Below are 23,078 nucleotides of genomic sequence, written 5' to 3'. Positions count from 1 at the left end.
CAATATGTCAGAAAGCGTTTTTCTTTGGTGCATTTGTCCCACGCTTTACGAATCAATGCCGGGATGAGTTCCCTGACGCTAGAGACTGCCTTTCACGATCTGTTAGCCGCCTAAGCACGGAGCCGTTTTGGAATATTCCCGTAATACCCAGGCGCGCAGGAGATATTTCATGAGGCATGCTTATATCTGTGATTATACGCGCACACCCATAGGCCGTTATGCAGGTATTTTGCGCGATATTCGGACAGATGATCTTGCGGCACATCCGCTGCGTGTCATGCGTGAGCGGCATGCAGCACTGGATTGGGAAAGCATTGATGATGTGATTCTAGGATGCGCCAATCAGGCTGGGGAAGATAACCGCAACATAGCCCGTATGGCACTTCTGCTGGCTGGACTTCCAGAAAGTGTATCGGGCACCACAATCAACAGGTTGTGCGGTTCCGGCCTGGATGCTGTGGGCATGGCGGCTTACCGTATTATTGCCGGAGATGCAGATCTGGTTCTGGCAGGCGGGGTGGAGAGCATGACGCGTGCTCCGTTTGTAACAGGCAAGGCAACGCACGCATTTGGCCGCCATTGCGAGATGTATGATACGACCATCGGCTGGCGTTTTATCAATCCCGTTTTTCAGGCGCGGTTCGGTGTGGATTCCATGCCTGAAACGGCCGAAAACGTGGCGGAACAGTTTGGAATTTCTCGCCAGGATCAGGATCTTTTTGCTGCTCGCTCACACAAACGTGCAGCCGCCGCTCAGGCAAGCGGCTTTTTTGCAGGTGAAATTTCACCGGTGCAGATTTCTGGTCCTGTAAAAGGCGAAAAATGCTGGGTAACGGATGATGAACATATCCGCCCCTCAACAACCCCCGAAACATTGTCCAAGCTAAAAACACCATTTCGTGATGGTGGAAGTGTGACTGCTGGCAATGCATCTGGTGTGAATGATGGTGCAGCTATTCTTGTTCTAGCAAGTGAAGACGGAATACGCCGCCATGGCTTGCAGCCTAAAGCGCGCCTGGTTTCAGTGGCAACTGTGGGCGTGGCCCCCCGGATCATGGGGATTGCTCCGGCTCCCGCCACAGAGAAATTGCTTCAGCGAAACGCTCTTTCAGTGAAAGAAATCGACGTTCTGGAACTGAATGAAGCATTTGCCGCACAGGCATTGGCTGTTTTACGTCAGCTTGGGTTGCCTGATGATGCTGATCATGTGAACACCCATGGGGGTGCCATAGCGCTGGGGCATCCGTTGGGAATGTCGGGTGCGCGGCTGGCTATGACAGCGGTAAATGCCATGGAGCAGGGAGCGGGGAAACGTGCTGTGGCAACCATGTGTATCGGCGTTGGGCAGGGTATTGCCGCTTTGATTGAAAAGGTTTGAGACAATGCAGACTATATCTCAACCTGTCGTTCGTGTGTCGCGTCATGATAAAATTGCTGTCGTGACAATTGATAATCCACCCGTAAATGCTCTGTCTGATACAGTAAGAGCGTCACTGCTGCATATGCTCCGCGAGCTGGCGGAAGACCCCACCGTAGCGGCTGTGGTATTGACAGGCCAGAACGGACAGTTTGTTGCAGGGGCAGATATTCGCGAGATGTCCAGATCGCCGACTCAACCATTTTTGCCAGAAGTTGTGGCCGCGATTGATGCAATGAAAAAACCAATTCTTGCGGCTATTGATGGTGCTGCTTTAGGGGGAGGGCTAGAGCTTGCCCTTGCATGTGATCTTCGTGTTGGCACTGAGCGTAGTCGTGTGGGGCTGCCAGAAACAAAACTGGGGGTTATTCCCGGTGCTGGCGGTACGCAACGCTTGCCTCGATTGACAGGGGTAGCAACAGCGCTTGAGTTGATTGGAAGCGCAAAAATCATTTCTGGAAAAGAGTCTTTGCATCTTGGTATTTTAGATGCGCTCACGCCAGAGGACAGAATGTTAACAGACGTTATCGCTTTGGCGGAAAATACTCCCAAGCGCAGGCTGTCCGAGCATGATGTGCTATGTGTTTCGAAAACTGATGTTCAGGACGCAGAGAAGAGCACCCTTAAGCGGGCCAAGGGAGCTACGGCTGTGCTGGAAGCCGTGCGGGTGGTTAAAGCAGCCGAGACAGAACCTTTTGCACAAGGTCTCTCCCTTGAACGAGAGGCTTTCCTGCGGTTGCGCGAAAGTGATGAGGCAAAAGCGCTCCGTTATCTTTTCCTTGCAGAACGCGCTACAGGACGTTTGCCGGCAAGTGAAAAAGCCCAACCGCGCTATTTTTCCCGTATCGGGATTATTGGTGGCGGAACGATGGGAGCGGGAATTGCTGTTACCACAGCGGATGCAGCATTAAACGTTGTGATTATAGAGCGTGATGCTACTGCGGTAGCTGCATGCCAGAAACGCATTGCAAGTCTTTATGCCAAACAGATTGAAACAAAAAGAATTAGCGAAGAAGAGGCAGAAAGACGATTTAAAAAAATACAGATTTCCCACGAGTGGGACGCGTTAAAGAATGTGGATTTTGTGATTGAAGCAGCATTCGAATCCATGGAAGTAAAAGAAGATATTTTCCGTAGTCTTAATAAAGTCGTGCAGGCCCATACGGTTGTCGCAACCAATACATCTTATCTGGATCTTGACGCAATTGCCGGATGTGCCGAAAGGCCAGAGAATGTGCTGGGGCTGCATTTCTTCTCTCCTGCTCATATTATGCGTTTGGTTGAAGTTATTCGTGGTGCCAAAACAGCACCGGATGCTTTGGCAACAGCGATTGCTTTAGGACGGAAAATACAGAAACTCCCCGTCGTTGCCGCCGTGGGCGAAGGATTTATTGGGAATAGAATATTTTCGCATTATCGTAAGCACGCAGAATATTTAATGGAAGATGGGGTGTCTCCGCAGGAAATTGATCAGGCCATGCAATCTTATGGCTTTGCTATGGGGCCATTTGCTGTAGCGGACCTTTCCGGGCTGGATATTGCATGGGCTATGAGGAGGCGGCAGAGTGCAACACGCAATCCGAACGAGCGGTATGTGAAAATACCTGATATGTTTTGCGAGGCAGGGCGTCTTGGTAGAAAGACCGGTAAAGGCTGGTATTCTTATGCTTCGGCTTCACCCGAACTGGACGATGAAGCGTGTGCTCTGATTGAAGCAGGAAGAAAACAGGCGGGGAGTCGTCACGTTAAATTGAGTGCTGAAGCCATTCAACGTCGTCTTCTTGCCGTTCTTGCAAATGAAGGGGCCAAGGTGCTGGAAAGCGGAGTTGCGTCTTCTGCGTCTGATATAGATATCGTGTTTGTAAATGGGTACGGCTTTCCCCGTATTCAGGGTGGCCCGATGTTTGCGGCTGATAAAATGGGTTTGCCTAATGTTTTGAGGGAAGTGGAAGCTGCTGCCGCTGTAGGGGGAGCAGGTTCAGAACCTTCGGCTTTATTGATCAAGCTGGCGCAATCAGGCGGCTCTTTTACCGCAGGAATAACATGAAAGCAGCGTTGCAGACAGATTGGCGGTTACGAGAAGAGACTCCAGTCTATGGAAAGCCCATGGATGTTGTGGATGGGATCAGGCGCATTGTAGCACCTAATCCCCACTCCATGACGTATCATGGCACAAATACGTGGCTTATAACTCATGCAGCAGGTACCGCCGTAGTTGATCCAGGAACGGATGATCCTGCGCATCTGGATGCTATCTGCGGAGTTTCCGGTACAATCAGTCATATTATTGTCACGCACTGGCATCATGATCATTTTGACGGGGCCCGTGCTCTTGCATTGCGTGCTAACGTTCCTGTTTTCAAGTTTCCGTCGGGTCCGTTAAAAGGGGATAAAGACCTTCTTCACGGAGCTGAAATTGCGGGTATGCGGGTTATCCATACGCCAGGCCATGCAGAAGATCATATTTGTCTTGAACGGTCTGATGGAGTTTTGCTGAGCGGTGATCATGTGATGGGATGGTCAACCACCTTGGTTCCTCCACCGCCGGATGGTGATCTGGGCGATTATATTGAAAGCCTGGAACGCGTGCAGGCTCTTAACGCTCGAATTTTTCTGCCCGGGCACGGGCCTGAGATTCTGAAACCATATTCGTTCATTGAACAACTTTTGGAAAAAAGATATGAAAAGCTACATCAAATTGAAAGTATTCTGACGCATGAGGTTCAGGAGTTTTCCTGTATTTTTGACCGTGCATATCCAAAATTGAGCAAGACATTGCGGTTTGCAGCAGAAATGATGCTTGAAACGTACTTGCTAGAGTTGAAAAAACGCGGGAAAGCAATACAAGCACCGGCAGGTTGGAAACGAGCAGGATTCTGATTTTTCGATCACCCAAGATCGTATTTTTTCTATAAGAGTCAGTAGAAATGAGCGGAATCTGCTCTTGCCTTTTTCTAGAATCAGGTTTCCTGAATGTTATTCTTCCACTTGAAGCAGAGCATTATTTCATAACTGACGATAAGTGACAGGGAGGGAACAGTCTGTGCATCTGGCCAGAGTAATCGCTGGACGATTGTCGGTGTCAATAAGAACGTTAGATTAGGTATAGTAAACATTCTTCTTACAAAGCATCTCATAAATATTAATTAAGTTTTTTAGAATTATGTTTTTGTAAAGGGCAAGTGCAGCATTCTTTCAGTGTGCCGAAAGGCCCGAGAGGAAGCCCATGTCGATCATCAACTGACCAGCAAGAACGATACCATTTGAACTAATCTTCTTTGCTGCGGGATTATAGTAATTGTCAGGATTAAAAATGTATTGAACGCTTGGCTCGAACGCGATTCCGGGAACGATGGAGATATGGCCACTGACCTCCAGGCGCATGATATTCTGGGAGCCTAGCCGCGGGTCTCCTCCATTTTGAATACGTGTTCGCTGCTGATAGAGCATTTGGTGCTTGGAAGCCCGTACGTAGCTGAATTTAATCTGTTCCCGGTCTAACGTGCGTTTAAAGAGCCCATGATAACTAAAGCCTCCTTCTGCTAGTGCTTTGAAGGGAGCAGCAGGGTCTGCGGCAAAGCCGAGTGCCCCGAACGCATTAAGACCTTCAGGTAAGGGAGAAGGAACTGGGTGCCTATGGTCCCGGCGCCAGATGAGCTGTTGGCCGCGAAATTCGGCACCGGCTCGTCCATAATGTGTTGTATTGGTGTAAGGGTCTTTATATTGGGAACTGTTAAAGAAGCCGGATAACTGATACCGGCCGCCGTAAAGGTGCGAAATCTGAAGCCTTCTATAATTGAAGCCGCCCAGCAGAAGATAACCTGAGGCCGTGCGGGTGTCCCAACGCCATCCGTTTCCGTGTTGGAAATACTGATTCATATTGGCCTCAAAAGCACCCATCTCAAAACTGATGTCATGAAACATACGTGCAGTGATGTAGCTGCCCCATGTTGCATACGGAGGCGGCAGTATACCGGCGGATGCCTGCATGATCGGATCTGTGCAGTTAAGGAAGTTATCGCAGTTATTAAAGAAAAAATACCGCCGAGGGTGGGTTCTACCCACAGAAAAGTTGACACGATTATAAAAGAGTTTTTGCTGATATGTTAGCAGTGCGAGCCAGCCTCCCGCAATATCATTGTGCTGATCAATGCCTGCAAAATAATTTCCAACGGCTCCAGCCCATGCAGGGCCTGCGGGGTATCCACCATTTACAGTGGGCCGAAAGAGAATTTCTTCAAAATGAATTTCACCCCCTTTGACTCCCATAATTTTTTGAAGATTGGCATCCAATCCCAATACAATGCCGGTTCCAAGAGAAAAACGGCCAGGGCGCGGCCCAATGTCAGGATTTGTCATATAGAGCTGGTTGAAAATTGCGTGCGGCGTTAAACCAATGTGCGTTAGAAATCGACCCAGAAATGTGAAAGGTCCCTTTGGTGCCGATGTGCCAGGTGACACCAGAAGGGGCGCGCCAGCCAATACTTGAGGAGGCAGTTCTGAAGGCACAAGTGTAATCGGTCCCTGTACATTAACGTAGCGGTCCTGCAATTCTTTGGTAAGGCGTACCGAATCCCAAAAATGACTGTTGGGTGGAGGAGGTGATGTTATTGTGGTTTCCTCTGCCACTGCAACGTGGAACAGGGTTGATAGTGCGAGGCTGAGGCATACGAGATTTGCCCAAAACCATGACAGACGGTGCCGTGTACGTACGGACCGTATACAGACGAATTTCATGAAACACTCCTCTCTGACTGAATTTTTATTATTATTCAGACAGAAGCGTAGGGATCTTTGTCCTGGATAAAAGAGCGTGCACAGCAGGGAAAAACTGCTTCATGCGGTGCGTGCTGCGCGGGAACCGGAATCCGATGCAAAAGAAAGGATCGCTCCTAGTGCCACACTGAGATAAGCGGCAAAAACAACCCGCCATATATTGGGCAATAGAAACGTGATGGTATGTGCTGGGGTCCAGAAAAAAATCAGACATAAGCCAACAATTTTTGCCCAACGGGGGAATCCGTTGGAACGTAGGTACTCGGTCGGAGCCTTTATGCCCTCATCCAGAATTCGGTCCGTGATAAAATGGGTTAGCATCATAAAGAAACCGTACCCGGAAAAGATATTCATCCACGCACTGATAGCGAAAGCTGTGACTGGTTTAGATAGAGAGCTGGTACCAACAAACCATCTAACGCCTGAATCCATAATCATGAATGACATTGCAATCCAGACACCAAAGCACCCCCAAATGAGAGCCCGCGCAATCAGATGATCTGGGATCCAGTTGTCTTGCGTAATACGGCGCCTCAGGCATTCGCCAAAGGTGGCCAGGAAGAAAAATTTTATATAAGCCAAAAGGAACGGATGCCTCTGGACATTCAAGACGAGGTATATGACTCCACAGGTAACCAAAATCAGGTAAAAAATGGCTGCGATATCGGACGATCTGAATCCAATGTTTTGCTGGCTAGTGTTGAATATATTTTCATTATTAGACATTTTGGTCCGCCTTTTTCTTTTTATATTTAGCGTGACTTTGTACGATTGAGCCCAGAAAAGGGAGTTGGTAAGCCTTGCAGTGTCATCTCTGGAAACAGAAGGCTTCCTCCTGTCTGTAGGCTAATTTAATTATCATGTTAATTAAAACAACGTATACCGCGCCACCTCACGCAGGCGTGTTGTCTGGTATGGCTGTCAGTAAGCTGTCTTTAGTGTTTTCTGCCCATTGCCGTCTCCATTCTCGAGGCGAGAGGCCAGAAAAAGTATGGAAAAATCGGGAGAAATAAGCGGGGTCAGGGATTCCGACTTCAGCGGCAATGGCCTCGATAGGGCGGATGGTAAATGCAAGAAGCCGTTTGCTTTCTAGTAATCTGCGCTCAATAATCAGCCGTTTCAGGCTTTGGCCGAAGGCGGCCTGTGTCGTCGTGTTGATTTGATATGGCGTTTGACCAAGCGCGCGTGCGTAATCGGTAATCGACCACGCATCACGAAAATGCTCCTCAATGAGAGACCGGATTCTGACTGCTGCGGCACTTTCATCGGGAACCCGTGCAGAACAGGTTAGGGAAAGTGCTTCACCTAAAATTGCTATGGCAAGACCACGAATAACACTCTGTGATGTCTCGGGAGCGATTCTGTAACGCTCATAACCAGCCTGCATAAGTGTCAGTATCAGCGGGGTAGGTTTTGGCTGCTCCGGACTGCCCAGAACCAGCGGTGTGCGGGCGGCAGTGCTTTTAAAAAGTGGGTCGGTATCAGTATAACTGCTGGCAAGAGAAAACACGATTGCATCAGAGCCCGATGATACAGAAAACCCATGCACGACCCGAGCAGGAATAAAGACAAACATCGGTGCTTGGAATTCAATTAACCGATCTTCAATGACATACGTGCCTGATCCGTCTGTCCAAAAACACAACTGAAAAATCTGCTCGTGCCTGTGGGCCGGAACGTGGCCGTTATGGAGGGATTTGCGATCCATAACGTTTTCGACATGCACAAAGCCTATGTCATCAGTTTTTGTGTTGATGCCATATGTCAGAAAGCTCGGAATCTCGGGTTTTGGGGGCATTTAAAAAAGTCCAAGTTTTTCTTTGTTTTCTGCATTCTCTCTTAAATTCAGAAAATATACCATCGGTTTCAAGAAGAATAATAAAGGATGATCGGAAATGGATGATTCCTCAGGGCTATGTGGCGCGGGCGCTAAGCCGCCTACCATCATCAAGCGTCCTTTCACGGGCGCGGAATACCTCGAGTCACTTCGTGATGGTCGAAACGTCTATATTAATGGAGAACGCATAGACGACGTCACCACGCATCCGGCCATGCGAAATTCGGCGCGATCAATAGCGCGGCTGTATGATGCTCTCCACCAGCCAGAACACAGCAAAATCCTGACAACTCAAACAGACACAGGCAATGGCGGCTTTACCCATAAAAGCTTTGTATCGCCTAAGTCTGTTGAAGATCTTGTGGGGCAACAGCAAGCTATCGCCGGATGGGCGAGAATGACGTATGGCTGGATGGGCCGAACGGCAGATTACAAGGCTGCGCTGACAAATACGTTGGGAGCGAACGCGGAGTGGTATGGTCCTTTTGCTGACAACGCACGGGCATGGTATAAAAAGACACAGGAACAGGTATTGTTCCTTAATCACGCAATTGTAAATCCGCCTATTGACCGGCACAAACCGGCCGAAGAGGTCAAGGATGTATTTGTCCATATTACAAAAGAGACGGACGCAGGCATTTATGTGTCTGGCGCAAAGGTTGTTGCAACGTCGTCTGCCCTGACCCACCACAATCTTCTGGCTCAAAGCTCCGCAACAGTAACAGAAGATCCATCAATGTCTGTAACATTCATCGCCCCGATGAATGCCCCTGGCATTAAAATGATCTGCCGTACGTCTTATGAAGAGACAGCGAACACGGTCTCCTCCCCGTTCGATTATCCGCTTTCCTCGCGGTTTGATGAAAATGATGCCATCCTGGTGCTGGATAATGTTTTTGTGCCGTGGGAGGACGTTCTCATTCTGCGGGATGCAAAGAAAATCCTGTCTTTCCCCATAGGCTCGGGCTTTATGCAGGGGTATTGCTTCCAAGGGTGCACGCGTTTTGCGGTCAAGCTGGACTTTCTGGCTGGCGTTCTTGCCAAAGCGCTTCGCTGCACGGGTGGAGATGCCTTTCGCGGCAATCAGGCGGCATTGGGTGAGGTGATTGGGTTGCGTCATCTTTTCTGGTCGCTTTCCAATGCCATGGCACGCGCTCCGCAGCAGTGGCATAATGGTGCGGTGCTTCCGAACCTTGAAGCGGCATTGACCTATCGCGCCTTTATGTCAGACGCCTACCCGCGGGTGATAGACCTTGTGCGTCGCTGTGTGGCTTCGGGGCTTATTTATTTGCCGTCTTCGGTCAAGGATTTCGCTAACCCGGAGATAGACGGTTATCTTGCGCAGTATGTTCGTGGTTCAAATGGCATCAGCCACAAGGACCGGATCAAGATCATGAAACTGTTGTGGGATGCAACGGGCACCGAGTTCGGTGGGCGGCACGCACTTTATGAACTGAATTATGCAGGTAGTCCAGAGGATGTGCGCTTGCAAATTCTTAAAGGAGCAGAACGAGGCACGGTGCTGCGTCAAATGGAAGAACTCGTTGATACCTGTTTGAACGATTATGATGAAAATGGCTGGACTGGTGACACATGGCTGTCTCCGGCGAAAGCTGCGGAGTGAGGTGTGACATGACCACTACACTGAAGCAACAGGTAGCGTTGCCCGATCTTGGAGCTGTTCAGCTTGAGTTTCGTGCGGCGATGGCGAGGGTCGGGGCATCCGTAAACGTCATTTCTTCTGCTGGGGAAGCGGGGCGGGGCGGATTTACCGCAACGGCCATGTGCTCGGTGACGGACAGCCCGCCAACCCTGCTTGTCTGCATGAACAGGCGGTCCAGCCAATGTGATCTTTTTCTTCGGAATGGCGTTTTCTGTGTGAATGTTCTCAGCCATGATCATGTTGATCTGGCGGAATATTTTGCAGGGAAGGTCACTGATATGAATGAGCGCTATGCGTCCGGTATGTGGGAGTGCCTACCGTCCGGAAATCATGCTCTGGCGGATGCCATCGCCTCGTTTGATTGCAAGATTACGGCGCATCACGTTGTTGGAACGCATTATGTGCTCTTTGGGGAAGTCCAGAGTATTCGATGTTCAACAGTAGGGCATCCGCTTTTGTATCTTGATCGAGCCTTTGTTGGCGCGACTGCCGGGATTGTATCGAACTGAACGTTTCTCAAAATTGAGCAAGATCATCTAGGAGTTCAAGAAGGAGCGCTATTTTTCTTTTTCCAAAATATGCTTCTATTTCTTTGTAAATTTTTACCCTGTCTGGATAGATTTTTTGGAAAGAGGTCTCGCCGAGGGATGTCAGCCTGAAGAGATAACGCCGACGGTCTGACGCGCATTGAACCCGCGTCACCAGATCGCGTGCTTCCAGATTGGCAAGGATACGTGTCAGGCTGGGGGGCAGGATGAAGGCTTTTTCTGCAAGTTGCGCTGCATCCAGTGTGGAGTGCTCGTTCAGAAGTCTGATAACGCGCCACTGCTGGGATGTGAAATCGTGTTCAGCAAGCATGGGACGAAAGCGGGACATAAGCGCTTCTCTCGCCCTCAGCAGCGCAATAGGCAAAGCCTTTGTGGCTTCGTGAGGTAATTCGGACGGATTGGCGCGTGAGGCGGGGTGCGAGTCCTGCGTTGGTGGTGGCCGCTTTGGGATAGTCATATTTCACCTTGGGTTGAGAAGGTTATCGAGAGGATATCACGAAATATGGAACGAGGGAGCGTAACGTGAATGTGAGACCTCAAATTAACTGACATGCCGCTATAACATTAACAAGTTAAGTAAATGTGCTGACTGAGGTGGGAGGATTCCCGTGCCGCACTTATCTCTCGAATATTCTGCAAATCTACGAGGAAAGGTCGATTTTACAGAATTATGTCTCAAACTTCGGGATGCAGTCCTGGGAACCGGGCTTTTTGAAATAGGCGCGATCCGCGTCAGGGCCTTTGAAGCATCGGCATGGGCGGTTGCGGATGCCCTTCCGGAGAATGGGTTTGTCGATATGTCTTTCCGAATTGGGAAGGGGCGGTCTCAAGAAGAGAAAAAGCGGGCAGGAGAAGCTATTTTTTCCACAGCTACGAATGCGATGTCCCGTTTATTGGAAACGCAAAATTTCGCTCTTTCACTAGAGATACGAGAAATAGAGTCAACGCTGAGTTGGAAGAAAAACGCCATGCATGATCGGCTAAGAAAACAGTAAAAACAGAACAAAAACAAAAGCCGAAAGCTTGGAAAGGATAAGATGAATGTCAACTTTAGAAGAAAATGCAAGAAAGGCGAACGAATACACTACACGTATCCGCGAAAAAGGTGTTCTCAACCGTATTGGTGGGAAAGAATGCCCCGCGATCAGTGGCGAGGTTTTTGAAACACTATCGCCAATTGATCTCAAGCCGCTGGCGTCCGTTGCGAAAGGTGATGCGCGAGACATTGATCAGGCAGCAAAAGCTGCGAAAGCGGCTCAACCTGCGTGGGCTGCATTGAGTGGGACGAAACGTCGGGAGATTTTGCACACTATCGCTGATGCCATTGAAGCGCGTGCCGAAGAAATTGCATTTCTGGAGTGCCTGGATACAGGTCAGTCGCTGCGGTTTATGTCAAAAGCGGCGCTTCGCGGTGCTGAAAATTTCCGGTATTTTGCAGACAAGGCACCTTCTGCCCGTAACGGACTTTCTCTTCCCACAGGCGGACAGGCCAATATAACCACACGTAATCCTGTAGGGCCGGTAGGTGTTATCACTCCGTGGAACACGCCTTTTATGCTCTCAACATGGAAGATCGCACCCGCTTTGGCCGCGGGCTGCACGGTTGTTCACAAACCTGCGGAGTTTTCACCCATCACAGCATCGGTTCTGGTGGAGATTGCTGAGAAAGCCGGATTGCCCCCCGGCGTGTGGAATCTTGTGAATGGCTTTGGAGAAGACGCTGGCGCGGAACTGACACGACACCCGGATATCAAGGCGATCGCCTTTGTTGGGGAAAGTGGAACTGGTTCGCTGATCATGAAGCAGGCAGCAGATACTCTGAAGCGTTTTCATTTTGAGCTCGGCGGGAAAAATCCAATTATTGTTTTTGCTGATGCGGACTTGGAACGTGCAGCAGATGCCGCTTTGTTCATGATTTACTCTCTCAATGGGGAGCGGTGTACTTCGTCTTCACGTCTTCTGGTGGAGGCAAGCATTTATGACAAGTTTACCGCTACTCTTGCCGAGCGTGTAAAGACCATAAAAGTAGGGCATCCGCTAGATCCAGCCACGGTTGTCGGTCCGCTTATTCATCCCGTTCATGAAAAGAAAGTTCTTGAATATATCGGGATCGGCAAGGAAGAAGGTGCTACGATAGCCGCTGGTGGTGGAAAGGCTGATGGTCCTGGTGGTGGATGTTATGTTGCTCCCACACTTTTCACACATGCGACCAACAATATGCGTATTGCGCAGGAAGAAATCTTTGGCCCAGTTCTGACCGCAATTCCCTTTAAATCGGAAGATGAGGCCGTTCTTCTGGCGAATGACACCCAGTACGGACTTGCTGCTTATCTTTGGACTTCGGATGTTACCAGATCCTTCCGTGTTTCGGACAAGCTTGAGGCTGGCATGATCTGGGTGAATTCAGAGAATGTGCGGCACCTCGATACACCGTTTGGCGGTGTCAAAGCATCCGGCATAGGCCGCGATGGCGGAGACTGGTCATTCGATTTTTATATGGAAACCAAGAATGTTTCCTTTGCAACAGGCGTCCACACTATCCCGAAACTGGCCTGACAGGGCGGGTTTTCGGACTTCATAAAAATAAAAATCGTACCTGACAGGGCCGTCAGACAAACGAGTGGAGAATAAGAATGCCGATCAGCCCGTTCAACCTTTATCCCGATTTCAATATCCTGCGTCTCAGCCATGTTGAATTGGTGGTGACCGATCTGGCCCGAAGCCGCACCTATTACGCGGACCTGCTCGGTCTGCAGGTCACAGACGAAGACGCAGATCATGTCTATCTGCGTGCGCTTGAGGAGCGGGGCCATCACTGCATGGTGTTACGCCGCGGTGAGAAAGGAGAAGTCGGTTATCTGGGTCTTAAAGTTTTTTCAGAGGAAGATCTGGACAAGGCGGAGCGGTACTTCCGCAATCTGGGTCATAAGGTCGAGTGGATCGAGCGCCCCTATCAGGGACGTACTCTGCGGACGCACGATAATTTCGGCATTCCGCTCGAATTCTACTTCAAAATGGACCGTCTGGAGCCGATTCACCAGAAATATGCGCTCTATCACGGGGTAAAACCGCTACGCATTGACCATTTCAACTGCTTCTCACCCGATGTTGATGCGTCGGTCGAGTTTTACAATAATTTAGGTTTCCGCGTAACAGAATATACGGAAGACGAAAGCACAGGCCGCTTATGGGCGGCCTGGATGCACCGCAAGGGTGGCGTGCATGACATGGCGTTCACAAGTGGCGTCGGACCGCGTCTGCACCACACAGCTTTCTGGGTGCCGACCCCACTGAATATCATTGATCTCCTCGATCTGATGTCCACCACCGGTTATCTTGCCAATATCGAACGTGGCCCTGGTCGTCATGGAATTTCCAACGCGTTCTTCCTGTATCTGCTTGATCCGGACGGACACCGCACAGAAATCTACTGCTCGGACTATCAGACGGTCGATCCTGATCTCGAACCAATCAAATGGCAATTAACGGACCCTCAGCGCCAGACATTGTGGGGAGCACCAGCGCCTAGATCATGGTTCGAACATGGTAGCGAATTCCGTGGTCTTGAAACGAGGCAGCCTGTGGCGACAGCCAGCCCGATTATAGCGCCGTAAGAAAAGAGATCGGGCCATGAAGCTTCAGGATCCATCCCTGCTTCGGGAAGCTGCGCTGGTGGGTGACCGCTGGGTTGCGGCGTCATCGTCATCTTCCATCCCTGTAACCGATCCTGCGACAGGACAGCTTATTGGCTCAGTCCCTGATCTTGGTGAGGCAGAAACAGCAGAGTCAATATCGGCCGCTGTGCGTGCCCAGCGGACTTGGGCAGCCCGCACAGCAGCCGAACGCGCTGCCTTTCTGCGTCGGTGGTATGATCTCGTCATGGCCAGTAAGGCAGATCTTGCCAGAATCATGACGTTCGAACAGGGAAAACCCCTGAAGGAAGCAGAAGGCGAAATTGAGTATGGAGCCAGCTTTATCCTCTGGTTTTCCGAGGAGGCACGCCGCCTGTATGGTGACCTCATTCCAGGGCATCAGCCCGATAAGCGTATTCTGGTAGCCCGCCAACCCGTTGGCGTTGTTGCAGCGATCACGCCCTGGAATTTCCCCAATGCGATGATTACGCGCAAAGTTGCCCCGGCCCTGGCCGCTGGCTGTGCCATCGTGCTCAAACCGGCAATACAGACACCGTTCTCAGCCATTGCCCTAGCGATTCTGGCGGAAAGAGCGGGTCTTCCCGCAGGACTTTTCAGTGTCATTACCGGAGGCGCCAGAGAAATTGGTGCGGAAATGACATCGAATCCTGCTGTGCGTAAACTGACGTTTACCGGATCAACCGAGGTTGGTGCGCTTTTATACGCTCAATGTGCGCCGACAATCAAAAAACTTGGTCTTGAACTGGGCGGAAACGCCCCTCTGATCGTGTTCGACGATGCAGATGTTGATGCCGCCGTGGACGGTACACTGGTTGCAAAATTCAGAAATAATGGCCAGACCTGCGTGTGTGCAAACCGGCTTTATATCCAGTCAGGTGTTTATGACCATTTTGCAGAAGCTCTGACTAAAAAAATCACGTCCCTGAAAACAGGAAACGGTTTCGCGGAAGACGTTACATTCGGCCCGCTTATCGACAATGCTGCTGTGGAGAAGGTCAGAGAGCATATTACAGATGCGATTGAACATGGCGCACGTGTTCTTGCGGGTGGAAAATCACATGCACTGGGCGGACTGTTTTTCGAGCCGACCGTGCTAACTGACGTGACCAGTCAGATGCGTGTGGTCCACGAAGAAACTTTTGGGCCTTTAGCTCCGCTGATCCGTTTTGAGACAGAGGAGGAAGTGATAGCTGCCGCAAACGATACTGAATTTGGACTGGCATCCTATGTATTCACACGTGATGTCGCTCGGGTCTTTCGCGTGAGCGAGGCGCTAGAATACGGAATGGTGGGTGTTAACACAGGGGCTATCTCAACCGCGGAAGCACCTTTCGGCGGAATCAAGATGTCCGGCCTCGGGCGGGAAGGCTCGCGCTACGGTCTCGATGACTTTACAGAGCTCAAATATATCTGCCTTGGCGGCATTGCCTGATTAGAAAGCGAAATTTTTCCATGACTGCAAAATTTCTTACTTTTTCCTATGAGAATGTAACCCGCTACGGATTACTTCACGATCGGGGAATCACGGATTTATCGCGCCTCTATGGTGATCGGTGGCCCGGCCTGCGAGAGGTTATCGAAGCAGGCGCGCTGAACGAACTGGCAACATCCGCGCCACGGTTGGCCGATTTCCGTGAAGAGGATATTCGCTACGAAATTCCTGTTACCAATCCAGAAAAAATCATATGTGTCGGCGTTAATTTTCCTGATCGTAATGAAGAATACAAGGATGGTCAGGCTGCGCCGTCCAATCCGTCCCTGTTTATTCGCTTTCCGCGCAGCTTTGTAGGGCATAAAGAGGCTCTGATAAGACCGCCTGAATCTTTGCAGCTCGACTATGAAGGGGAAATCGTCCTCGTAATAGGGAAGACTGGACGGCGAATCTCTCAGGAAAATGCTCTTGATCACGTCGCCGCTCTGACCCTCTGTAACGAGGGCACGATCCGTGACTGGGTCAGACATGCGAAATTCAATGTGACACAGGGGAAAAATTTCGATCGCACTGGTTCAATCGGTCCTTGGCTGATTCCATTTACCTCAGAAGATCAAATCCGCGATATCGCGTTGAGTACCCGTGTGAATGGTGAGATCCGTCAGCAGGACCGTACTTCCAGGATGATCTTTTCTTTCAAGAAAATTATTTCCTACATATCAACCTTTACAACACTTGTTCCTGGCGATGTCATTGTCACCGGAACACCAACAGGAGCGGGGGCCCGCTTCGATCCGCCAGTCTGGCTGACGCCAGGCGATGTCATTGAAGTTGCTGCCGACGGGCTGGGTGTTCTTCGTAATTCCGTTGCTGACGAGGAGCTGACGTAATGCTGTCACCCGAACAGATCAGAGCAGAAGCAGATAAACTGGATGAGGCGGAAAAAACACGAATACAGACGGGACTGATTTCCCAACGCTATCCCGACGCTTGTCTTGATGATGCCTACGCCATTCAGGATGCCTGGGTTAGCCGTAAGACGGCGTCAGGACGAAAAATCATAGGATGGAAGATTGGCCTGACATCAAAAGCCATGCAATACGCATTGAACATCGATACACCTGATTCAGGTGTTCTTCTTGATGACATGCATTTTAATGATGGTGCCGAAATACCCGCTGATCGGTTCATTCAGCCAAGGATTGAGGCCGAACTTGCTTTCGTGATGAAAAAATCACTCCGTGGACCCGGAGTCAGCATGTTCGATGTCATTGCCGCGACAGATTATATCGTTCCAGCACTTGAAATTCTCGATACGAGGATCGTACGTGTGGATCGTGAAACGGGTCATGCACGGACAATTATCGACACCATTTCGGATAACGCTGCCAATGCTGGCATTGTCCTCGGTTCGGTTCCGGCGGCCCTCGATAAAATCGATATCCGATGGGTGGGCGCGATTGTTTCCCGAAACGCGGTTGTTGAGGAAACTGGGCTGGGGGCAGGCGTACTCAATCATCCCGCACGCGGTGTGGCATGGTTGGCAAACCGGCTGGCGCAATATGGCGGCGGCATCAATGCAGGACAGATTGTTCTCGCAGGGTCGTTCATCCGCCCGGTCGAAGCCCGGCACGGTGATACGATAACGGCGGATTATGGCCCTCTTGGAACAGTAAGCTGCTTTTTTAGATAAGGAGTGTCTTCATGCCGGCACCAGTGAATGAATTCAAAAAGGCTCTGCGTTCTGGGGAGTGCCAGTTTGGGTTGTGGGTGGCTCTTGCCAATGCCTATACAGCTGAAATATGCGCTGGAGCAGGGTATGACTGGCTGCTGATTGACGGCGAGCATGCGCCAAACGATATCCGCAGTATCATGGCGCAGTTGCAAGCCATTGAAGGAAGTAGCAGTCACGCCATTGTCAGGCCGCCTGTTGGTAAGACCTGGATGATCAAACAGGTTCTTGATATCGGGGCACAGACTATCCTTGTTCCAATGGTCGAGAGCGCTGCCCAGGCGCGTGAGCTTGTGCGCGCAGTTCAGTATGCGCCGCAGGGTGGTGTGCGCGGTGTGGGTGCCGCCCTTGCGCGCGCCTCCCGTTTCAACCGTGTGTCTGATTATCTCCAGACAGCAGGAAACGAAATTTGTCTGTTGCTACAGGTGGAAAGTCGCCTCGGCCTTGCGGCCTTGGATGAAATCTGTGCTGTTGAAGGTGTTGACGGAGTGTTTGTCGGGCCAGCAGATCTTGCCGCAGATCTCGGTTATATCGGGCGACCAGGTGAGCCGGAAGTTCAGCGCCACATCGAAGAGGCTCTACGAAAAATTATTTCTCATGGAAAGGCTGCGGGCATTCTGACAGCGGATCCTGTTCTGGCGAGGAATTACGTGTCCGCAGGGGCAACCTTTGTTGCCATCGGCACCGATGTTGGTCTGCTGGCCGGGGGAGGCGCCCGTCTTCTGGAAGATTTCAAAAAAACACTCTGATTCTTTTTCAGAAGAGACTTAATATGATGAAGAGCCGGTCAGCTTCATCTTCTAATGAAAGTCTCATTGGCCGTCGACTGATAGGCCGTATCAGCCCTGACATCAGATCCCGTTGGGTCAGGGTTTTCCTGCCACAGGGCCTTTGACGGTGTTTTTTTGGTGGTTCGGTTATCGTTATTTGATCCACTCGCAGTTTGGCTTAGGGGCGGATCAAAAATCAACGTTTTTTAGATTAACTGCTGGAAATGCTTGAAAAAATTAGCATCGTGTGCGGGGTTTGAACTCGTATTACCATCATGAAAAGGCAATAAAGATTGGCTGATAGACTGAGGTTATGTTAGTGATATTCCGATAACGAAACATAACAATATTGCTGATGCTCTCTGGATACAACCAGACTTCACAGTATGCTGGGCTCAGGTGGGGGCGAAACTATTGCGTTCCTTGTCAGTTATCTGTCCCCTTCTTGGGTGTGGATGTATGAGCCGTTCGGTAATCAAAGTTACCTATTTGGCTTCTGTGTATTATATTTTCATATTCACGTGAAATATCATTTATGGTTGAGCTGTAAAATATGGGGTATTCCATGCGACATGCGCGGATAGGTCTACTGAGTGCCATGATCGGTAATATCGTGGAATGGTATGACTTTGCCCTTTACACCGCAGCGACGCCACTGGTGTTTGCGTCGCTCTTCTTTTCCTCAAACATCTCCGCATTTCAGAACCAGATCGAGGCCATAGGTCTGTTTGCCTCAGGTTTCATCGCGCGGCCGTTGGGAGGAATTTTTTTTGGGGCGTTGGGAGATCGGCACGGGCACATGGTGGCCCTTCGCTGGACTCTCTTTCTCATCGGGGGTGCTACGACTTTAATTGGCCTCCTGCCAACCTATGCCATGGTAGGAAGTCTGGCACCGATGCTGCTGCTTTTGCTCAGGCTGGTGCAGGGGGCTGCGGCAGGCGGAGAATGGGCGGGTAGCATACTGGTTGTCGGTGGAATGCTGCCTGACGGTCCTCGTAAAATGGTGGCCCTTGCCCTGAGCCAATCAGGTGTGGCGATCGGTATGGTCCTGGGGACGGCGGCGCTTTGGCTGGTTTCTCATCTTTCACCAGCAGATTTTTTGGTGTGGGGCTGGCGTGTGCCGTTTCTGGCAACGTTACCGACTGTCGTTCTGGGTGTATGGCTGCGTAGTGCAATGACCGATCTCAAAACAACATCTTCCGCTAAGCACATGCCCCGCTTTCCTGTCTGGGCGATCATGCGGGATTATCCGATACCGCTGGTTCGGGGAATTGGTCTGCGATTAGCGGAGAACGGAGGCGTTTACCTCATTACTGTATTTGGCTTGGCCTACGGTCATGAGAAGCATGTGCCTGATACATTATTACTTCTGGCTTTAATGATAGGTTTGTTGGCAGACGGGATATCCATGCCTGTTGCTGCATGGCTGGCTGCCCGGTGGGGGGCTGGCAGGACATATCTCTCAGGCATTCTGGCTTTGGCCCTTCTGATAGGGCCGTTTTTTAAACTCATTGAGGCAGGGAGTACGATAGCTGTTATCAGTGCGTTTGTGCTGCTGCTTGCGCTCGGCCATGCCCCGACAATTGCGGTTGAACCCTTTCTTCTGGAAAGATTGTTCCCGCGTGAGGTGCAATATAGTGGTGTTGCCCTTGGTCATGAGGTAGGGGCTATCTTGGCAGGCGGTCTTTCGCCGCTAGTGGCAGTTTTCCTGTATCATGCGGTGGGGAGCGTGCAGGCGGTTACAGTGTACGCCTTCGGATTGGTAATCTGTTCTGCCGCTGCGCTGTTCTTCCCTTGTTCACTCAGTCGAAAGTCTCTTTCCGCTGCTAGCGAGATGGGCTAGTTCTTCTGGCATGAAACCCGAGGGGAGCCCGCTGGTACCTGAGAATATGAGGAGCGCTGTCAGGTGCTTGCAATGACGCACTTTCACTATAGTCGCGTGATTTCGAGTTAGGGTCCGCTCAAGAGAGCTGAGGATGTATTTTGAGACGAGGCAAGATCTGGCGTCAGGCAAACCCGACAAATCCGGCTTTCACGCCTGAGACATCTCCCTTTTTCCACCTTTCACGTCTTACTGGCTTGTATCATCTCCGTATGGACGCGCATCTGAAGCCCATCGGGATGGATGTGCCGCGCTGGCGCGTGCTGAATATTTTATATGAGCACGAATGCGCCCCGATAAGCACCATCGCGGATCTTGCTGTGATCCGGATGCCCACGATGACCAAGCTGATTTACCGCATGGAAGGTGAGGGGCTGGTTTCGACACGTGTGTCAGCCAAGGATGGACGCGTTACAGAAGTCAGTCTTACCGAGAAGGGGCACGCAGGCGTGGATCAGGTTCGGGTCAAGGCTGGACTGATTTTTGAACGCGCGTTTCATGATATTGAGGACGGTGAAATTGAGGCGTTCATGAAGATCATGAAGAAAATTTATGACAACATCTACTGAACGACCCAGCGTGGCGTTCGAAAAATAAGTTGAAATATCCACTATTGCGTTATAGTATCGAATCGGTTCTCAGATAACCTGCGAACCCGAGAGGATAGCGCGGGGGTGGACGTGATCGTTTCGGTTGACGACTTCCGGACGGCAGCGCGGCGGAGGGTTCCGCGCTGGTTATTTGATTACGTTGACGGTGGCTCGTATGCAGAAGCGACGTTGCTTCGCAACCGCTCCTGTTTCAACGAGCATCCATTTCTGCCTCGTGTCCTGCGTCAGATTGCGCAGCCAGATACAACCACCACAGTGCTGGGGGTAAAGCACGCTTTCCCTCTCATTCTTTCCCCTGTGGGGATGGGAGGGATGCTGAGTGCGGCTGGGGAGGGCGCTGCTGCCCGTGCTGCGGCAGATGCTGCTCTTTCAATGTGTGTGTCGCATTTTTCCATTGCCTCTATTGAAAATCTAGCCCGAACCGTAGATCCGGCGCGCCTAATGTTTCAACTCTATATCTTCCGTGATCGTGCAATTACGGCAGACATGGTGCGACGTGCATGGGATGCAGGGGTAAGGACGCTTGTTCTGACTGTTGATACACCTGTGACTCCTTTGCGTGAGCGAGACGCCCGTAATGGGTTTCGGCGACTGTCACGTCTTTCTGGTCGGCAGATATGTCAAATGGCGTTCAGGCCACGCTGGACGCTCGGTGTCGCGCAGAGGTCTGACCGAGTGATCGGTAATCTTGTCCCCTATTCCATGGGGCGGACGCTATTTGAGCAGGCTGCGACCATTTCCCGCAGTCTTGATCCGGCTATCGGGTGGGCGGATGTGGCGTGGCTCCGTCAGCTTTGGAAGGGGCAATTCGTATTGAAAGGGATATTACATCCAGAAGATACGGAGCGGGCTGCCGGTATCGGTGTGGATGCGGTCATTCTGTCTAATCATGGTGGTCGGCAATTGGACGGAGCTGTTGCCGCTCTGGAAACGCTCGAAGCGAACGTGGCCACAGCGGCCGGGCGCCTTGAAATTCTTGTCGATGGCGGATTTCGTTACGGTAACGACATTATAAGGGCGCTCACGTTGGGTGCGCGGGCCGTTATGGTTGGTCGTCCCTGGGCGTATGCGCTTGCGGCAGGCGGTGAAAAGGGAGTGCGCGATCTGCTCACTTATTTTCACGAGGGTCTTCAATCAGGAATGTCTCTTCTGGGAGCAGACAGAATTCAGAACCTGCAAGAGGAAAATTATCAGGTTCCGGTTTAGTTCCTAGGATTGCGTTCTCCATGTTCTTTGATCAGAAAAGGAGTTTACATGACTCTTACTGTCATCTTGCCAAAGGTTCTGGCATTTCTTGAAAAGCAGCATGGTCTTTATATTCAAGGGCAGTGGAAGGAATCATCTGGTTCGGACCGACTGACGGTTTTTGATCCTGCCACAGGTGCTTCAATCAGTTCCGTGCCGGATGCTTCATTATTAGATGTCAATCAAGCTGTCCAATCTGCAAAGCAAAGTTTTGATAGTGGGATTTGGCGTGGCCTGACACCATGTGCGCGTGAGCGGGTGCTGCTGCGGTTAGCTGACCTGATAGAGCGGGACGCAGAGATTCTTGCGCAGCTTGAAACACTTGAGCAGGGTAAGTCCATTACTCTTTCTCGTATTCTTGAAGCAGGAGGTGCACAGAACTGGATACGGTATGTTGCTGGATTGAGTACAAAACTGACCGGTAAAAGTATGGATGTTTCCATACCGTTACCGCCTGGTGCCCGTTATACGTCCTTTACACGTAAAGAGCCTGTTGGTGTTGTGGCTGGGATTGTGCCGTGGAATTTTCCGCTCCTCATCTCTGTATGGAAAATATTACCAGCACTTGCAGCAGGTTGTTCGGTTGTCGCCAAACCGTCTGAAACAACACCCCTGACGCTGCTTTATCTTGCTCAGCTTGCGACGGAAGCTGGTGTGCCGGATGGTGTTTTTAATGTCGTGACGGGAAGAGGAACTAGTGCTGGTGAAGCGTTGGTGCGTCATCCCGATATTGCAAAAGTCAGTTTTACCGGTTCCACACCTGTCGGTAAACGAATTGCCGAAATCTGCGGTGCACGTCTGGCGCGTGTGTCTTTGGAGTTGGGCGGAAAAAATCCAGCGTTGGTCTTGGCAGATGCTGATGTCGATCAGGTTGTTTCGGGGCTTGCGTTAGCGGGATTTTTGAATCAGGGGCAGGTTTGCGCGGCGTGTTCGCGTGTGTATATCGAGGCCCCGCTATTCGATAAAGTGGCAGCCGGACTTGCTGCAGCAATTGGTAGCATGCGCATTGGACCAGGGCTGGATGAGGCAACACAGATTAATCCAGTTGTTTCAGCCGCCCATCAAGCAAAAATAAACGCCTACCAGCAGACGGCCCTTGAAAAGGGAGCTGAAATTGTATGGGGCCAAGATGTGCCGGAGAACGGGGGATATTATGTGCGTCCAGCGCTTGTCCTTAACCCGAATGACTCTCTGCCGTTGGCGCGTGAAGAGGTCTTCGGGCCGGTAATGACATTGACGCGTGTCCGTAATGCAGAAGAAGGCTTGGCCCATGCGAATGACAGCCGTTTTGGTCTTGCCGCAAGTGTCTGGACGACCGGCCTGCAATCGGCCATTGATCTGCCTACTCGTCTTCAGGCTGGAACTGTCTGGGTCAACAGCCATGTCATGATTGATCCTAATCTTCCTTTTGGAGGGCTAAAGGATTCTGGTCTTGGTCGTGATTTTGGCACTGACTGGCTTGATGCCTTTACAGAAACCAAATCTATTTGCATCCGGTATTGAAAAGGACAG

The 23,078-nt window shown here is 50.8% G+C and carries 20 protein-coding genes; 16 read left to right on the top strand and 4 right to left on the bottom strand.

Going from position 1 to position 23,078, the window contains the following annotated elements; translation table 11 throughout:
* Positions 1 to 169: 169 nt before the first annotated feature.
* The 3 genes from pcaF to ASN_RS05850 are packed head-to-tail and all read left to right on the top strand — an operon-like array spanning position 170 to position 4,297.
* A complete protein-coding gene (gene pcaF, locus ASN_RS05860) occupies positions 170 to 1,378 on the top strand; it encodes a 3-oxoadipyl-CoA thiolase (RefSeq protein ID WP_058987502.1) in 1,209 nt (402 codons plus the stop codon).
* A complete protein-coding gene (locus tag ASN_RS05855) occupies positions 1,365 to 3,464 on the top strand; it encodes a 3-hydroxyacyl-CoA dehydrogenase NAD-binding domain-containing protein (RefSeq protein WP_231948405.1) in 2,100 nt (699 codons plus the stop codon). The genes pcaF and ASN_RS05855 overlap by 14 nt, the downstream gene beginning before the upstream one ends.
* A 59-nt stretch (positions 3,465 to 3,523) precedes the next feature.
* Positions 3,524 to 4,297, top strand: coding sequence for an MBL fold metallo-hydrolase (locus ASN_RS05850; protein WP_167541299.1), 774 nt, complete (start codon positions 3,524 to 3,526; stop codon positions 4,295 to 4,297).
* A 315-nt stretch (positions 4,298 to 4,612) separates the two neighbouring features.
* On the opposite strand, the gene ASN_RS05845 is transcribed toward ASN_RS05850, so the two are convergent.
* The 3 genes from ASN_RS05845 to ASN_RS05835 form a co-directional block, all read right to left on the bottom strand.
* Entirely contained in the window at positions 4,613 to 6,154 is a 1,542-nt protein-coding gene (locus ASN_RS05845; RefSeq protein WP_082666597.1) for a carbohydrate porin, read from the bottom strand.
* A 99-nt stretch (positions 6,155 to 6,253) separates the two neighbouring features.
* The gene (locus ASN_RS05840; protein WP_157765119.1) at positions 6,254 to 6,919 is read right to left on the bottom strand and encodes a hypothetical protein; all 666 of its coding nucleotides are present in this window, start codon (positions 6,917 to 6,919) and stop codon (positions 6,254 to 6,256) included.
* 166 nt (positions 6,920 to 7,085) lie between these two features.
* The gene (locus ASN_RS05835; protein ID WP_058987497.1) at positions 7,086 to 7,991 is read right to left on the bottom strand and encodes a helix-turn-helix domain-containing protein; all 906 of its coding nucleotides are present in this window, start codon (positions 7,989 to 7,991) and stop codon (positions 7,086 to 7,088) included.
* Positions 7,992 to 8,088: 97 nt separating this feature from the next.
* Between ASN_RS05835 and ASN_RS05830 the strand changes: the two genes are divergently transcribed.
* Both ASN_RS05830 and ASN_RS05825 read left to right on the top strand, forming a co-directional pair.
* Positions 8,089 to 9,654 carry a 4-hydroxyphenylacetate 3-hydroxylase N-terminal domain-containing protein gene (locus tag ASN_RS05830; RefSeq protein ID WP_058987496.1) on the top strand — a complete coding sequence of 522 codons (1,566 nt, stop codon included), beginning with the start codon at positions 8,089 to 8,091 and terminating at the stop codon, positions 9,652 to 9,654.
* Between the two features lie 8 nt (positions 9,655 to 9,662).
* The gene (locus tag ASN_RS05825) at positions 9,663 to 10,202 is read left to right on the top strand and encodes a flavin reductase (RefSeq protein WP_006557364.1); all 540 of its coding nucleotides are present in this window, start codon (positions 9,663 to 9,665) and stop codon (positions 10,200 to 10,202) included.
* A gap of 7 nt (positions 10,203 to 10,209) precedes the next feature.
* Here the strand turns inward: ASN_RS05825 and hpaR are convergent, their stop codons facing one another.
* Positions 10,210 to 10,698 carry a homoprotocatechuate degradation operon regulator HpaR gene (gene hpaR / locus ASN_RS05820; RefSeq protein ID WP_081473507.1) on the bottom strand — a complete coding sequence of 163 codons (489 nt, stop codon included), beginning with the start codon at positions 10,696 to 10,698 and terminating at the stop codon, positions 10,210 to 10,212.
* A gap of 151 nt (positions 10,699 to 10,849) precedes the next feature.
* On the opposite strand from hpaR, the gene ASN_RS05815 reads away from it, so the two are divergent.
* From ASN_RS05815 to ASN_RS05765, 11 genes are all read left to right on the top strand, one after another.
* Positions 10,850 to 11,236 carry a 5-carboxymethyl-2-hydroxymuconate Delta-isomerase gene (locus ASN_RS05815; protein WP_006557362.1) on the top strand — a complete coding sequence of 129 codons (387 nt, stop codon included), beginning with the start codon at positions 10,850 to 10,852 and terminating at the stop codon, positions 11,234 to 11,236.
* A 46-nt stretch (positions 11,237 to 11,282) separates the two neighbouring features.
* The gene (gene hpaE, locus ASN_RS05810; RefSeq protein WP_058987495.1) at positions 11,283 to 12,797 is read left to right on the top strand and encodes a 5-carboxymethyl-2-hydroxymuconate semialdehyde dehydrogenase; all 1,515 of its coding nucleotides are present in this window, start codon (positions 11,283 to 11,285) and stop codon (positions 12,795 to 12,797) included.
* A gap of 77 nt (positions 12,798 to 12,874) precedes the next feature.
* Positions 12,875 to 13,855 (top strand): 3,4-dihydroxyphenylacetate 2,3-dioxygenase, encoded by a 981-nt coding sequence (gene hpaD / locus ASN_RS05805; protein ID WP_058987494.1) that lies wholly within the window; start codon positions 12,875 to 12,877, stop codon positions 13,853 to 13,855.
* A gap of 16 nt (positions 13,856 to 13,871) precedes the next feature.
* Positions 13,872 to 15,326, top strand: a complete 1,455-nt coding sequence (locus tag ASN_RS05800; RefSeq protein WP_058987493.1) for an NAD-dependent succinate-semialdehyde dehydrogenase — start codon at positions 13,872 to 13,874, stop codon at positions 15,324 to 15,326.
* A gap of 20 nt (positions 15,327 to 15,346) precedes the next feature.
* A complete protein-coding gene (locus ASN_RS05795) occupies positions 15,347 to 16,216 on the top strand; it encodes a fumarylacetoacetate hydrolase family protein (protein ID WP_058987492.1) in 870 nt (289 codons plus the stop codon).
* A complete protein-coding gene (gene hpaH, locus ASN_RS05790) occupies positions 16,216 to 17,019 on the top strand; it encodes a 2-oxo-hept-4-ene-1,7-dioate hydratase (protein ID WP_058987491.1) in 804 nt (267 codons plus the stop codon). The genes ASN_RS05795 and hpaH overlap by 1 nt, the downstream gene beginning before the upstream one ends.
* A gap of 11 nt (positions 17,020 to 17,030) precedes the next feature.
* Entirely contained in the window at positions 17,031 to 17,807 is a 777-nt protein-coding gene (hpaI, locus tag ASN_RS05785) for a 4-hydroxy-2-oxoheptanedioate aldolase (protein ID WP_058987490.1), read from the top strand.
* A gap of 619 nt (positions 17,808 to 18,426) precedes the next feature.
* Positions 18,427 to 19,671: an MFS transporter gene (locus ASN_RS05780; RefSeq protein ID WP_058987489.1), complete on the top strand. Its 1,245-nt coding sequence runs from the start codon at positions 18,427 to 18,429 to the stop codon at positions 19,669 to 19,671.
* A 251-nt stretch (positions 19,672 to 19,922) separates the two neighbouring features.
* Complete coding sequence (locus ASN_RS05775; RefSeq protein ID WP_231948404.1) at positions 19,923 to 20,279, top strand: MarR family winged helix-turn-helix transcriptional regulator; 357 nt, start codon at positions 19,923 to 19,925, stop codon at positions 20,277 to 20,279.
* Between the two features lie 105 nt (positions 20,280 to 20,384).
* Positions 20,385 to 21,527: an alpha-hydroxy acid oxidase gene (locus ASN_RS05770; protein ID WP_058987487.1), complete on the top strand. Its 1,143-nt coding sequence runs from the start codon at positions 20,385 to 20,387 to the stop codon at positions 21,525 to 21,527.
* Positions 21,528 to 21,575: 48 nt separating this feature from the next.
* Positions 21,576 to 23,069, top strand: a complete 1,494-nt coding sequence (locus ASN_RS05765; RefSeq protein WP_058987486.1) for an aldehyde dehydrogenase family protein — start codon at positions 21,576 to 21,578, stop codon at positions 23,067 to 23,069.
* Positions 23,070 to 23,078 lie beyond the last annotated feature (9 nt).

It is taken from the genome of Acetobacter senegalensis, assembly GCF_001499615.1.
Classification (GTDB): Bacteria; Pseudomonadota; Alphaproteobacteria; order Acetobacterales; family Acetobacteraceae; genus Acetobacter; species Acetobacter senegalensis.
The sequence above is the reverse complement of the archived record's forward strand: the minus strand, read 5'-3'. Positions and strand labels throughout refer to the sequence as shown.